The organism is uncultured Croceicoccus sp. (genome assembly GCF_947496385.1).
Classification (GTDB): domain Bacteria; phylum Pseudomonadota; class Alphaproteobacteria; order Sphingomonadales; family Sphingomonadaceae; genus Croceicoccus.
The window spans coordinates 509243-523298 of record NZ_CANMCP010000001.1; the positions used below are offsets into that span (position 1 = coordinate 509243).

Genomic DNA, 14056 nt, shown 5'->3' on the forward strand with positions numbered 1-14056 from the left:
CCATCATTTCCCCGGCGCTATGCCAGACAATTGGGCGCGGTTGCGGCGTTGATCATGACGCCGGCAGCCGTTGTCGGGGAGGCCGCCGCCCATTGCATCGGGAGCGATGATCCCGTCATCATCCGGCTGGAGCGGGAAACCGGGCGCGATCCCAAGGCCGCGGTGGACATGATCGCAAGGCAGATCGCGCGGACCGACCGTGAGGACAGGAACCGGCTGGCCTTGCTCTATCTCGCCAAGTTCAAGGCAACGTACATGAGCGGGGGCGACGCCTTGCCCCTGCTCGAAAAAGCGCGGCAGGCGGCGAGCGGATTCCCGCCCGATCACGTGGCGAACCTCACGATCCGGCTTGCCGATGTTCCGTTGATGGACGACAATGCGGCAAAGCTGCGAGCCCTCGCGGCCATCACGCGCGATTACGGTTCGCTGCCGGAGGGAAGCATGGCGCGCACGTGCCGGGGGCTCAATCTCGCCTTCGAATATGCGATGCGCAACCGCCCGCGCGAGGCGTTCATCCTTGCAACGCAGGCCTATCGCAACAGCGAGGCGCACAAGGATACGATCGCCCGGGCAAGCGCGGCATCCTTTCTCGCCTATCTCGTGTCGACGGGCCGCGATTTCGCCTATGCCAGGGAGTTGCAGACCGAGGCACTCGCCATTTTCCTCAAGCTCGGGCAGGCCGATCTCGCCTCCAATGAGCTGGTCCTGCGCGGATATGCGCAGCTTGCGGACGATGAGTGGAAAGGCGCGCTGGACGATTTCGATGCCGCCGCCGATCTCTCGCGCCGATACGACAATTCCTATGCGGTCCATTATGCAGAACTTGGATCCTGCATGGCGGCGCTCGACGGGGAGGCTTTTGAAACGGCGGCCCCGGCGTGCGAAAGTGCGTATGCCGGGTTCGCGCCCGAGGGCGGGCCGAAGGCGTTTGCCGCGGCCGCTTCGCTCGCCGGTCTTCGCGTTGCGCAGGGTGACCCGCGCGAGGCGATTGCGCTGCTCGATCCGCTGCTTGCCGGCGAACGCGGCGAAAATCAGATCGAGGACTGGATGGTTGCGTTCAGGACGCGCGCGGATGCGCTCGCATCGGTCGACCGCTACGCCGAGGCTTATGCCGATCTGCAGAAGGTGACCGAACTGTCCGAAGCCTACGTCGAAACCGAACTCGAGAGCGGGACGACGGCCCTGCGCGCCCGGTTCAAGACGCGCGAGCTCGAGGACAGCCTCGCGGAGGAGCAACGGCGCAGCGAGGCACGACTGCGGCTTGTCACTGTCGTCGTCCTGGGTGCGATCGTGACCTTTTCTCTCCTTGGCATTCTCGTCTTCGTGCTGGCGCGCCATCGGCGGCAATTCCGCCGGCTCGCCATGACGGATCCGCTGACCGGTCTTGCCAATCGCCGGGCGACCCTGCGCAAGGCGGAGGACGTGTTTCACAATAATGAAGCAGGGCACGCCGACGCGTCCTTTGCCCTGCTCGACATCGATCATTTCAAATCGTGCAATGACGAATTCGGCCATGATGCCGGCGATCGGGTCTTGAGCACGTTTGCCAGTATCATCGAAAGCTGCGTCCGGCCGGGCGATGCGGTGGGACGATGGGGCGGGGAGGAGTTCCTGCTCATCGCCCCGGATGCGAGCGGCAAGGAGCTTGTGCGCATGATCGAGCGGGTCCGCCACGAAGCCGAAGCGGAGTATTTCGATTACGCCCCCGGTTTCCGCCTGCGGTTCAGCGCCGGCATCGCCGAGCTGAGCGAGGCGGGCGGAGAGCCTGACGCTTGCATAAAGCTGGCCGATCGGCGCCTCTATTACGCCAAGGCGCGGGGCCGGAATCAGAGCTGCGCGGAAGGGGACGGCATGTTCGGCAAGGAAGCGGCGGCAGAGCGAAGCCTGCCGCATGCCGTGGGACGGGCGGCGGGCCTGTCTGCTTGAACCTACTGGCCGCGTGACCTTCGGGGAATCCGCGCCATGCGCCGCGCGTCGGCGGCCGGGTGTCGTGCAACCGCGCGAGGCTTGATATAATCGCGATCGGGCGTAACGAAATTGCGCAAGCCGCAATGGGCTCGTGATCATGGCGAAGCGGAGGCGCCCGCAAAGGAATTATTCCTTTTCGCCAAACCCTCGCTATGCCATGCGGCGGTTCGAACGGGGCATTCGCCCCTTGCGGCCAAAGCGCCGACCAACCCGCCATGTCGCCCTATGTCTACAGAAAGGCACCCGACCTCATGACCCAGGCCTTTATCTGCGATGCCATCCGCACTCCCGTCGGCAAGCTGAACGGTGCGCTCGCCAGCGTTCGCGCCGACGATCTTGCCGCTCTTCCGCTGCGTGCGCTCGTCCGGCGCAACGAGGCCGTCGACTGGGCCGGAGTGGACGACGTCATCCTGGGCTGCGCCAATCAGGCGGGTGAGGACAATCGCAACGTCGCGCGCATGGCGGTGCTGCTCTCGGGCATGCCGGAAAGCGTGCCCGGCGTGACGGTGAACCGGCTCTGCGCCTCTGGTATGAACGCGGTGGGTCTTGCCGCGCAGGCGATCCGTTGCGGCGATGCGCAGATGATCGTGGCGGGCGGCGCGGAGAGCATGTCGCGCGCACCCTATGTCATGGGCAAGGCGCGAACCGCATTCGACCGGGCGCAGACGATCGAGGATACGACGCTGGGCTGGCGTTTCGTGAACCCGGCGATGAAGGCGGCCTATGGCGTCGATTCCATGCCGCAGACCGGCGAAAACGTGGCCGACCAATGGGGCGTCACCCGCGAGGATCAGGACCGTTTCGCGCTCGCCAGCCAGCACAAGGCCAAGGCCGCCATCGCCGCCGGACGTTTCGCGGTCGAGATCGAGCCGGTCGAAATTCCGCAGCGCAAGGGTCCGCCGACCGTGTTTGCACAGGACGAGCATCCCCGCGACACTACGCGCGAAGCGCTCGCGGGGTTGAAGCCGGTGGTGCGCGCGGATGGCACGATCACCGCGGGCAACGCCTCCGGCCTCAATGACGGGGCGGCGGCGATGATCGTCGCGTCGGAAAAGGCGGCGGCGGCAAATGGCCTGACGCCGCGGGCGCGCGTGCTGTCCATGGCGGCATCGGGCATCGCGCCGCGCGTCATGGGCGTCGGCCCGGTCGAAGCGGCGCGCAAGGCGCTCGCCCTCGCTGGGGTGGATGTCGGCGATCTTTCGGTGATCGAACTCAACGAAGCCTTCGCAAGCCAGGCAATCGCCACGCTGCGCGATCTCGGTATCGACCCGCTCGACGATGCGCGGGTCAATCCGAACGGCGGCGCCATTGCGCTGGGTCATCCGCTCGGCATGTCAGGCGCACGGATCGCCATGACCGCGGTCGAGGAATTGCAGCGGACCGAAGGCCGCTACGCGCTGATCTTCATGTGCGTCGGCGTCGGGCAGGGCATGGCAATGATCGTCGAACGCGTCTGATCACTCTCGCGGTGTGTGCTTGCCCCGCACGGGGCGGTGCGCATCCACGCTGTCGCCGCACGGCGGATGGCGGGCAATTGTGCACGCGGCTGGCGCCGTGCACGGTTTGTGAACCGATGTCGACCGGCTGCAATGCCGGGCCGGCTCGCGACTTTTGCGCAGTGCCCGCATGCCCGCCCTGCCGCCTCCGTTCCGTATCCCGAACATGATCCGCTGACGTTCCTCCCGCACCTCATCATCATCGAGAACTTCGGGACGTTGCCTTCCCCGCCGCCGGACGGACAAATCCGCGCGGCTTGATCAGTCGTGCCATTCGTGTCGTATATTTCTGCATTGTAACAGAGTGTTTCTGGAACAAGGTCGGTTCGGGTCTGTTTGTCTATCGTCTTCGAAACAAAAAGGAAGAACGGTGATGAGCACGGATAATCTGCCACTATTGATTGGCTTTATCGTCATGAGTGTGAGTTCGCTCGCACTTTACGTGAGTGGGGACAAAGGAAAGACGTTCCGACACCATACCCATTTTCATTCCGTCGTGCCCTTCATCGCGGCGACTGCCTATCTCGCCATGCTGCTGGGTGTTGGCGTCATCGAGATTGGCGGCGAGACGATTTATCTTGCGCGCTATGCCGACTGGACGGTGACGACGCCGATCCTGTTGACGGGCCTCGTGCTGACTGCGCTTCACGAGCATCACCGCTTTTCCGGCTTTGTCGTGTCCGTCGTGATTCTCGACGTGCTCATGGTGCTGACCGGGTTGCTGTCCGCGCTGGCGCCCGATGCCGGCGCGCGCTGGATCTGGTTCTGGTGGAGCTCGGCGGCATTTGCGGGCGTGCTGTACCTCCTGTGGAAGCCCGTGCGCGAACGGAGCGAACATTACGGTCAGCCGCTCGATTCCATCTACAAGAAGAACCTTGCCTTCGTGACGGTTGTCTGGCTCGCCTATCCCATCGTATTCGCGATCGGGCCGCAGGGGCTTCGCATTACCGATACCGTCACGAATGTCTGGATCATCTTGGCGCTCGATATCATTGCCAAGGTCGTTTACGGTTTCGTTTCGGTCCGCCGGTTCGGCAAGGTCGACGAGACCGCGGTCGATCTCGCGTAATGACGGTGGCGGCGGGCCTCGCCTTTCTCGCCGTGCTGGTGGCCGGCGTCCCGCACGGAGCCGCCGATGCGCGGTTCGGTTCGGGCGCATGGTCGGCACGATGGGGGCGGCGCGGACCGGCGCTCTTCGTCCTTGCCTATCTCGGCATTCTGGCCGGGGTGGTGGCGGCCTGGATCGTGGCGCCTGCCGCTGCGCTGCTCGCGCTGTTCATGCTGGGAATCCTGCATTTCGGGGAAGAGGAGCGCGGCTGGGCTCGTATCCTGCGCGGTGCATTGCCGGTCATGCTTCCGGCGGTGCTCTGGCCTGGACCGCTGTTCTCGCTTGTTGACCCGCTCATCGGGGCGGTTCCGGCGGAAGCGCGCGTCGGCGTGCGGATCGATGCGCTTGCGGTGTTGTTCGCGGCATCATGGGCGGCATGGCACAGACCGGGCTGGCGCGGGGAGATCGCGATGAACCTCCTGCTCCCGCCGCCGTTCGGTTTCGCGGCCTATTTCGTGCTTCTCCACAGCCTACCGCTGCTGCGAAGGCAAGCGCAGCGGCGCGGCGTCACGCTGCTGCGGCACGTGCTCGACTATGCTGTATTCAGTGTCGGCGCGATCGCCCTGCTCATCGGTTTCGTGCTGTGGCAGGGGGCGTATTGGAGCCATCTCCTTCTCGGGCTTTTGATGTTGAGCGTGCCGCATATGACGATGCCGCATCTGACCGCGCGGATGATGGCACGCCCTCGCCTTCGCGCGGACACATCGGGGCGCCCATGCGTATGGGTGGGAAAGGAGAAAACCACCCATGTCCGATAATCAGACCACGCTCTACACCATGCCCGGCACCTGTTCGCTGGCCGCCAATATCGCCATCGCCTGGATCGATGCGCCGGTTGCGGTGCACAACATGGCCTATGGCGATCACAAGAAGGACGACTATCTCGCCATCAATCCGAAGGGCAAGGTGCCGGCAATCACCTTTCCCGATGGCGATGTCCTGACGGAACTTTCGGCTATTCTTGCCTGGCTGGGCGCGGCCCATGGCGGGGAGGGTTATGCCCGCGATACGACGCTCGGCCGGCGCGAGGCCGAGGCATTGTCGTTCATGACGACCGAGGTTCACGCAAGCTACGGCCCGCATTTCGCGCCGCAGAACTTCGCCCAAAGCGAGGATGCGCAGGAGGAGGTCAAGCAGGCCGCCTACGATACGCTCAAGGATCATTACGCGCGTATGGAGGAGAAGCTGACGACCGCCGGCGGGACGTGGTATCTTGGCGAGCGGAGCTTTGCGGATGCGTTTCTCTATGTGCTCGTGCGCTGGCTCGATCAGACGCCGATGACACTTGCGGACTATCCGGCCCTTGCCGCGCATCGCGATCGGATGGAAGTGGACGAGGGTGTGCGAACCGCTCTCGCGCGGCAGGATATGGAACCGATGGGCGCGGCATAGGGCCAGGGGTGAAGGGGGCAGGGGCGCGGGCCCGTGCCTCCTTTCCATGGGTTCGGCCACCGCGGCGCGGCCAGCGTGTTCAATCCGTGAACGACTTCATGAACAGGCGGTCGAGCCGGCTCGGCTTGACAGGCGCGCTGAACAGGTAGCCTTGCAGATGGCTGGCGCCCAGCTTCGCGAGCAATTCGCGTTGACGCTGCGTCTCCACGCCTTCTGCCACGACCGACATCGACAATTGCCGGGCCAGCCCCACCACCGCGGTCACTATGGCCTTGGCCGCCTGCGAGCTTTCGATTTCGCGGATGAAGGATTTGTCGATCTTGACCGTGTCGAAGCAGAACTTCTGAAAATAGCCGAGCGAGGAATAGCCGATTCCGAAATCGTCGATCGATATGCGAATGCCCATGTCCTTCATCCGTTCGAGCTGGGCGAACGCTTCATCCGCGTTCTGCATCACGAGATTTTCGGTAATCTCAAGCTGCAGGCGGTTTGCCGGAAGGCCGGTTTGGTTCAACGTGTCGGCAATGATCTTCAAAAGCTTGCCGGAATAGAACTGCCGTGGCGACAGGTTCACCGAAACCCTTATTCCGGCGGGCCAGCCCGTCGCATCGGCACAGGCACGCCGCAGGATATTCTCACCCAGCTCGTCGATAAGGCCGGATCCTCGGCGATGGAGATGAACAGATCGGCCGGGATCGGGCCGCGTTCCATGTCGGTCCACCGGGCGAGCGCCTCCACGCCCACGACGGCGCCGGTGTGCACCTCGACGATCGGTTGATAGACGGTTTCGATGCGGTCGTCGGCGATCGCGTTGCGCAGCTTCGTTTCGAGGCGAAGGCGATCGCGTTGCGCGGTGTCCATGGCATCGTCGAAAAAACACGGCTCGCCGCGACCGTCGAGCTTTGCCCGGTACATGGCGAGGTCGGCATTCTGACGCAGAGTTTCGATCGTGTTGCCGTCATCGGGATAGATGACGATGCCGATCGACATGCCGAGATAGGCGGTTACCGCGTCGATCTGGCACGGCGTTTCGAAATCTTCGAACAGGCGCCGGGACAATGTTCGCGCGCGCGTCCGCAGATTGCGACCGGTCAGCAGGCAGGTGAATTCGTCTCCGCCGACGCGTGCGACGCTCGTCCCATCGTCGGCCATGGCGAGCAACCGCTTGCCGACATGTTCGAGCACGCTATCGCCGATGGCGTGGCCGAACTGGTCATTGATCGCCTTGAACCTGTCGATATCGACGGACAGCATGGCAAAGGGCGCGTGATTGCCGACCAGCTCCTCGACCTGTTCAAGGAAGCTCGCCCGGTTGATCAGCCCGGTCAGGCTGTCGAAGCGCGCGAGCCTCCACCGCTCGGCTTCTGACTGCCGCATCTCGGTGAGATCCTCGGACAGGCCGAGCAGATACTGACCCGGTCGGTCCGGGCCGTCGATGAGGACGCGGGTGGTCCGGATGTTGACGACGGAGCCATCGTCGCGCTCGAACGCGCTTTCGCTGCACTCGGGATTGCCGCTCCTGATCGCGCGCAGATCGTTCTGCCTGAAGGCCGGGCCACGCTCGGGGAACAATTCGCTGTCTTCCTTGCCGAGCATCGTGCTGGCAGGACGACCGATGAGATTTTCGGCTTCCTTGTTGAGCAACAGATATTGCCGCGTCTCCGCGTCCTTCACGAACAGCATCAGCGGAAGGTTGGACACCACCGCGTCGAGGAAACGCTTGCTCGCCAGGCGGTCGGCCTGCAGCGCCTTGCGCTCCGAAATATCGCGGACGATCGCGGCGAAACCGCCTTGTGCCGCGTCACCCCACGGGGCGAGGGACAGCTCCACCGGAAAGACCGAGCCATCGCTCCGCCGCGCCTCCAACTCCACGAACCTGCCGACGAGCCGGGTCGGCCCACCCCTGGCCGCCCGCTCGAACCGGGCCTGATGCCCGGCCCGCAAATCCTCGGGTATGATGCGCGTCACGTTCTTGCCGAGCGCCTCTTGTGCCGACCAGCCGAACAGATTCGCCGCCGCGTCGTTCCAGTAGACGATTTCCGCCTTCCGGTTCGCGGCGAGCACGGCGTCGGGCGTCGACGTCACCACCTTGGCCGCGATGTCGGCCTCGCGCCGCGATTTTCGCGCTTCGATCAATTCGCTCACGATGGCGGCGAAATGGTGGAGAAGTTCGAACTTGTCCGCGTCGAAATCGTGCCGCGGACGCCCGTCGATCACGCACAGGCTGCCCACGCAATGGCCCGAGCGAAGGTAAAGCGGCGCGCCGGCATAGAATCGGATATGCGGCGCCCCGGTCACGAGCGGATTTTTCACGAAGCGCGCGTCGCGATGCGTGTCGCGCACGACCATCCCCTTGCGATGGGCGACGACGTGATCGCAAAACGCGACCTCGCGCGGGGTTTCCTTCAACGCGATATTATGGCGCGCCTTGAACCATTGCCGATGCTTGTCGATGAGGCTGACCGCGGCGCTGTGCACGCCGAATATGGAAGCAGTGAGCCGCGTGACGGCGTCGAACTCTTCCTCCTCCTCGGAATCCAGGATGGCGAGTTCGGCAAGAGCGGTAAGCCGTTCTTTCTCGCTCAGCGCGAAGGGATGGGGAGCTTGCAACACCCCGCTGCGCTAGCGGCGTATCGCTTAACGTCTGGTATACGCCGGCTCCGTCAAAACTGCGCAGGGTTCGGCTCGCATCCCCGTCATGTGTCACGGCCACGCGAATGCGGCTTGCTCTGTCCTGCTGATTTGCGTCATAAATCTGTCTTAACATCGGCTTACCGCATTTCGGCATCGGATCGGCCTTCCCGCCGTCCGCATCGTTTTCCAAGAGGGTCACGGATATGGTTGCGAACACGTCAGCGCGCGTCTTTTTCAACGAAATTCACTACGACAATGCAGGCAGCGACATCGGGAAATTCATCGAGATCGCCAATCTCGATTCCGTCGACCTGACGGGGTGGAGCGTGATTCTCTACAACGGATCGAACGGGGCGCCGTATGGCACCATCGCGCTTTCGGGGAGCGAGAGCTTCACCACGGTGAACCTGCCGGTCAACGGGCTTCAGAATGGCGCGCCCGACGGGATGGCGCTTGTCGATGCGGGCGGCGCGGTGGTCATGTTCCTGTCCTACGAAGGCAGCTTTACCGCGGTGGGCGGCGCGGCCGACGGGATGCAGAGCACCGACATCGGGGTCGCCGAGGATGGCACCACGCCGGTCGGCTACTCGCTCCAATTGTCGGGCACGGGCACGAGCTACGGCGATTTCATCTGGACCGGCGCGGCACCGGGCACCTCGGGCGAGGCGAATGCCGGGCAGAGTTTCGCGCAGGACGAGAGCGCGCCCACGGTGTTCTTCAACGAATTCCATTACGACAACGCGGGCAGCGATGTCGGCGAGGCGATCGAGATCGCGGGCAGTGCAGGCACCGATCTTACCGGGTGGTCCATCGCGCTTTACAACGGCAATGGCGGCGGGGTTTACAACACCATCGCGCTGTCGGGCACCATCGCGGATGAGGATGACGGGTTCGGCACGCTCGCCTTTGCCGCAACGGGTCTGCAGAACGGCGTGCCCGATGGCTTCGCGCTGGTCTCGCCCGATGGCACGGTGGTGCAGTTCCTGTCGTACGAAGGCACGTTGACGGCGACGGACGGCCCCGCGGCCGGCATGACCAGCGTCGATGTCGGTGTCGAGGAAGCGGGCAGCCCGGAGGGATTGTCCCTGCAATTGTCGGGCACGGGGTCGAGCTATGACGACTTTACCTGGACCGGGCCTTTGGACGACAGCTTTGGCACCGTGAACGGCGGGCAGGATTTCGTCGCGCCCAATCCGGCCGGCAGCCTCTATGTCGACGATGCCTCCGTCGTCGAAGGGGACAGCGGCACGCGCGATCTCACCTTTACCGTGCGCCGCACCGGCGGCAGCGATGGCGACATTTCCGTCGATTACGCCGTCGTGCTGGGCGATGATGCGCAATCGGCGGATGCGGCCGATATTGCCGGGCCGCTTTCGGGCACGGTCACCTTCGCCGATGGGCAGACGAGCGCGACGATCACCGTCGCGGTAGTGGGCGATACGGTCGCGGAGCCGACCGAAACCTTTGCCCTCACGCTTAACGACGCGACGGGCGGCGCCGATATTCGCGGCGGCACCGCCACCGGTACGATCGAGAATGACGATCTGCTCAACCTCCGCATCGGGGAAATCCAGGGCGAAGGCCACCGCTCGATCTACGAAGGCAGCGAGGTCGAAACGGGCGGCATCGTCACCGCGGTCGCATCGAACGGTTTCTATATGCAGGATCCGGACGGAGACGGTAACGCCGCCACCTCGGACGCCATTTTCGTCTTTACCCGCACGGCGCCTGCTGTCGCGGCGGGCGATGCGGTGCGGGTATCGGGCACGGTCACCGAATTCCTGCCCGGCGGCGATGACAGCAGCCTCACCACGACCGAACTGATGGACGTGAACGTCACAGTCGAAAGCAGCGGCAATGCGTTGCCGCAGGCGGTCGTGATCGGGCCGGACGGGATTTCCCCGCCGACCGAAATCATCGACGACGACGGGATGACCACCTACGATCCGCAGAGCGACGGCATCGATTTCTGGGAAAGCATGGAGGCGATGCGCGTCACCGTGCAAAGCCCCGTCGCGGTCGACAGCACCAATCGTTTCGGCGAAATCTGGACCGTGGCGAGCGACGGCGAGGGCACGCTCCTTGCCACCAATGTCGCGGAAAGCGGCCTTGTCACCGTGCGCGGCGGCGAGGGCGGTCTCGGCGTGTTCGACAGCGGGGCCGGGTCCGATTTCAATCCCGAGCGGATACAGATCGACGGCGGCTACACGCTGAACGGCGTGCGTTTCGATACGCCCGAGGTGGACCCCGGCGCGCGCCTCGACGATGTGACGGGCATCATCGATTACAGCTTCGGCAATTTCGAATTGCGCCCGACCGAGGCAGTGACGGTCGCGGCTGAGGCCGGAAACACGGCCGAAACCTCGATCCTGGAAGGCACGGCGAATCAGTTCACCGTGGCCAATTACAACATCCTCAATTTCGACATCAACGAGGCGGACGGCGATACCGACATTGCCGATGGCCGGCTCGATGCGATCGCCTTCGACATTGGCGTGGCGATGAACGCCCCCGACATCGTCGTGCTGGAGGAAGTGCAGGACGATAGCGGTTCGGCCAATGACGGCACCGTCACGGCAAGCATGAATCTGCAGGCGATCGCCGATGCGATCTACGCCGAAACGGGCATCGTCTACTCCGTGCTCGACAATCCGTTTGTCGAGGATGGGCAGACCGGCGGGCAGCCGGGCGGCAATATTCGCGTGGCCTTCCTCTATCGCGAGGACCGGGTCGATCTCGACGAAAGCTCGGTCTTTACCATCGACGACGAGGCGTTCGCGCGCGTGCCCCTGGGCGCGACGTTCACCTTCAATAGCGAGGAGGTGACGGTCATCGGCAATCATTTCACCTCGCTCATCGGGTCGGACACGACATTCTCCGCCAATCAGCCGCCGGAGATGGCGGGCGCGCTTCGCCGTGCGGAACAGGCCGCCGCGCTCAACGCCTATGTCGAGGGGGTTCTTGCCGAGGATCCCGATGCGAATGTCGTGGTCACCGGCGACTTCAACGATTTCCAGTTCGAGGAAACCCTGCAGATCGTCGCGGGGCAGCTCGACTACGCCGATGGCGCGATCACGGACGGCAGCGATGTCGAACTCGTCAACCTGACGTGGATGCTCGACCCGGCGGAGCGTTACTCCGCCCTGTTCGAAGGCAATGCGCAGCAGATCGACCATATCCTTGCGAGCGAAAACCTGCTCGGCGGGGCGGCGTTCGACATCGTGCATCGCAACATCCCCACCGCGTCGGGCGTGTCGGACCACGATCCGGTGCTGGCCCGGTTCAACCTGGGTGAACGCGTGATCGACGGCGGGAATGGCGCCGACATGCTGACCGGGAATGGCGGCAACGATGTCCTGTTTGGCGGGAATGGCAGCGACGTGCTGATCGCGCTTGGCGGGAACGACAGGCTGTACGGCGGCAATGGTTCGGACACGCTGCTGGGCGGTGCGGGCGATGACTGGCTCGAGGGTGGCAATGGCGCCGACGTGCTCGACGGGGGCGATGGCATGGACATGCTGATCGGTGGACGCGGGCCGGATGTGTTCGTGTTGCATGCCGATGGCACGGCGCAGGACGCGGACATCGTTGCGGATTTCGGCAACGGCCCGGATGCGATACTGATCGAAGGGATGGGCAGCGCACCGATCGCATTCGTGCAGAACGGCGCGGATACCGAAATCTACGCCGGCGATACGCTGATCGGGACGGTTCTCGATGCGAAGGCCGGCGCGGTCGAGGATGCGACGGCCCCGGCCCCCGCCGCGTCCTTCAACAGCGCATATGTGGGCGCCGAACCGGTCGCGGTATCCGAAGCCGGCGATTGGCAGGCGGATTACCTGATCCCGATGCATGCGCTGTCGCAATCGGATCTGGGCTGATGCCGGGGCGGGGCGGGCCGTTTGCGGCCTGCCCCGACCGTATTGCGTTATCTTGCCAATGCGCGTGGGACCGACGTTGATCTAAATCCGGACCAATCTCTCACGGTTTTAGGGTCAAACACGTAACGCGAAAACGATTCCGATTCAGGGGATGCGTTTAAAAATCTTCGTACCGGATCGGCACAATTTGTGCGCGGTCCCACTGCGAAGGATTAAGTCATGTTCCTGCGTCTTGCCGTGGCTGCGGCCACGATCGTTCTCTATTCCGGATCGCCCGCAACTGCACAAAGCTCGGCGACGGCGAATGGTTCCCTGACAATCGTGCAGCCGTTGACGATTACGAAGAATGCGGACCTTCGTTTCGGCAGCATCCTGCGCTCGACGACGAGTGACGGCACGGTGCAGGTCGACGTTTCGGGCCTGCGTTCGGTAAGCGGCGGGGTGGAAAGCATGGATGCGGGCGACACGCCGCAGGCCGCCTCGTTTACGATCGCGGGGGAGGGCGGCCACGCCGTCTCCGTCACCATTCCCAGCAGCTTCGTCCTGTCGAACGGGTCCGAAATGCTGACCGTTGCGACCGCGCATAACCTCTCCGGTTCGCTCAGCGCGCAAACCTTGAGCGGTAGCGCAGGTTCGGCGGGGCAGCTCGACGTGCGCGTCGGCGGGTCGGTCGCGGTCAGCACGGCGACGGTCGCCGGCCTGTATTCCGGCTCCTTCACCGTTTCCACCGCGTATAACTGAGATGCGGGGGGTGCGCAGCGCATTGGCGGCGATGCTGTGCATTGCGATGTTGGCCGGAAGCCCGGCCGCGGCGCAATCCGGCAATGTCAGCCTGTCGCATCACAGGCTGGTCTTTGACGAAGGGACGCGAACCGCGACGCTCTATATCGTGAACAGGGGCGATACGGCGGTGACCTATCGCGTCGACATGATCGAGATGGAGATGAACGCCGATGGGGCGATTACCCCGCTCGGCGACGAGGTGCCCGACACATCGGCCAGTGCGTTCGTCGATTTCACGCCCCGTCGCATCGCGCTCGCCCCGCGGCAGAGCCAGGCGATCAAGGTCAGGGCGCGCGTCCCCGCGTCGCCGGGCGAACGGCGCAGCCATCTCGCCATCACCGCACAGCCGGCGGACGATGCCGGCTTCTCTCCCGAAGAGATCGCCCGCGTGAACCCGAGCTCCATTTCCGTCCGGGTCTCCAGCCTGTTCAGTGTCAGCATCCCGATCATCCTGCGCACCGGGGTCGACGCGGCGGGGGTGACGATCGAATCTCTGCACATGGTTCGCGCACGACCGCAGGAGCGGCCGGTGCTCGCCTTCGATCTGGTGCGGCAGGGGGATGGTTCGGTGTACGGCGATGTCGAAATCGTTGCCGGCTCCGGCAAGAACCGCGAGGTGCTTGAATCCATTCGCGGCATCGCCGTCTATCCGGAGATCGCCCGCCGCGCGGTTCGCGTTTCACTTCCCGAGGACTCGGTGGGTCGCACCGTGCGCGTCGTCTATCGAAACCGGGAAAACGTCGCCGGCAACGAACTGGCGGCAACCGCGCTCAGCCTGCCGTGAGACGGGCGTG

8 protein-coding genes and 1 pseudogene are annotated in these 14056 nt (G+C 64.2%); 8 read left to right on the plus strand and 1 reads right to left on the minus strand.

The features are described 5' to 3' along the window. Positions 1-54 precede the first annotated feature (54 nt). The 5 genes from Q0897_RS02465 (at position 55) to Q0897_RS02485 (ending at position 5964) form a co-directional block, all read left to right on the plus strand. On the plus strand, positions 55-1926 hold the full coding sequence (locus Q0897_RS02465) for a GGDEF domain-containing protein (protein WP_299307318.1): 1872 nt from the start codon (positions 55-57) through the stop codon (positions 1924-1926). A 293-nt stretch (positions 1927-2219) separates the two neighbouring features. After that, entirely contained in the window at positions 2220-3425 is a 1206-nt protein-coding gene (pcaF, locus tag Q0897_RS02470) for a 3-oxoadipyl-CoA thiolase (RefSeq protein WP_299307319.1), read from the plus strand. 412 nt (positions 3426-3837) lie between these two features. Continuing rightward, a complete protein-coding gene (locus Q0897_RS02475; RefSeq protein ID WP_299307320.1) occupies positions 3838-4533 on the plus strand; it encodes a bacteriorhodopsin in 696 nt (231 codons plus the stop codon). Continuing rightward, a complete protein-coding gene (locus Q0897_RS02480) occupies positions 4533-5330 on the plus strand; it encodes a beta-carotene 15,15'-dioxygenase, Brp/Blh family (protein ID WP_299307321.1) in 798 nt (265 codons plus the stop codon). The genes Q0897_RS02475 and Q0897_RS02480 overlap by 1 nt, the downstream gene beginning before the upstream one ends. Further along, positions 5320-5964, plus strand: a complete 645-nt coding sequence (locus tag Q0897_RS02485) for a glutathione S-transferase (RefSeq protein WP_299307322.1) — start codon at positions 5320-5322, stop codon at positions 5962-5964. The genes Q0897_RS02480 and Q0897_RS02485 overlap by 11 nt, the downstream gene beginning before the upstream one ends. A gap of 79 nt (positions 5965-6043) precedes the next feature. Here the strand turns inward: Q0897_RS02485 and Q0897_RS02495 are convergent. Continuing rightward, positions 6044-8577: pseudogene (locus Q0897_RS02495) on the minus strand (EAL domain-containing protein). A gap of 224 nt (positions 8578-8801) precedes the next feature. On the opposite strand from Q0897_RS02495, the gene Q0897_RS02500 reads away from it, so the two are divergent. The 3 genes from Q0897_RS02500 to Q0897_RS02510 all read left to right on the plus strand — a co-directional run bounded on the left by Q0897_RS02500 (position 8802) and on the right by Q0897_RS02510 (position 14046). After that, complete coding sequence (locus tag Q0897_RS02500; RefSeq protein WP_299307324.1) at positions 8802-12479, plus strand: endonuclease/exonuclease/phosphatase family protein; 3678 nt, start codon at positions 8802-8804, stop codon at positions 12477-12479. Between the two features lie 219 nt (positions 12480-12698). Continuing rightward, positions 12699-13220, plus strand: a complete 522-nt coding sequence (locus Q0897_RS02505; RefSeq protein WP_299307325.1) for a DUF4402 domain-containing protein — start codon at positions 12699-12701, stop codon at positions 13218-13220. A gap of 1 nt (position 13221) precedes the next feature. Further along, on the plus strand, positions 13222-14046 hold the full coding sequence (locus Q0897_RS02510) for a hypothetical protein (RefSeq protein ID WP_299307326.1): 825 nt from the start codon (positions 13222-13224) through the stop codon (positions 14044-14046). The last annotated feature ends 10 nt before the right edge of the window (positions 14047-14056 follow it).

What these genes read in the sequence shown, in the direction of transcription:
- Q0897_RS02465 (WP_299307318.1), top strand. Translation starts at nt 55, where the DNA reads ATGACGCCGGCAGCCGTTGTCGGGGAGGCCGCCGCCCATTGCATCGGG.
- pcaF (WP_299307319.1), top strand. Translation starts at nt 2,220, where the DNA reads ATGACCCAGGCCTTTATCTGCGATGCCATCCGCACTCCCGTCGGCAAG.
- Q0897_RS02475 (WP_299307320.1), top strand. Translation starts at nt 3,838, where the DNA reads ATGAGCACGGATAATCTGCCACTATTGATTGGCTTTATCGTCATGAGT.
- Q0897_RS02480 (WP_299307321.1), top strand. Translation starts at nt 4,533, where the DNA reads ATGACGGTGGCGGCGGGCCTCGCCTTTCTCGCCGTGCTGGTGGCCGGC.
- Q0897_RS02485 (WP_299307322.1), top strand. Translation starts at nt 5,320, where the DNA reads ATGTCCGATAATCAGACCACGCTCTACACCATGCCCGGCACCTGTTCG.
- Q0897_RS02500 (WP_299307324.1), top strand. Translation starts at nt 8,802, where the DNA reads ATGGTTGCGAACACGTCAGCGCGCGTCTTTTTCAACGAAATTCACTAC.
- Q0897_RS02505 (WP_299307325.1), top strand. Translation starts at nt 12,699, where the DNA reads ATGTTCCTGCGTCTTGCCGTGGCTGCGGCCACGATCGTTCTCTATTCC.
- Q0897_RS02510 (WP_299307326.1), top strand. Translation starts at nt 13,222, where the DNA reads ATGCGGGGGGTGCGCAGCGCATTGGCGGCGATGCTGTGCATTGCGATG.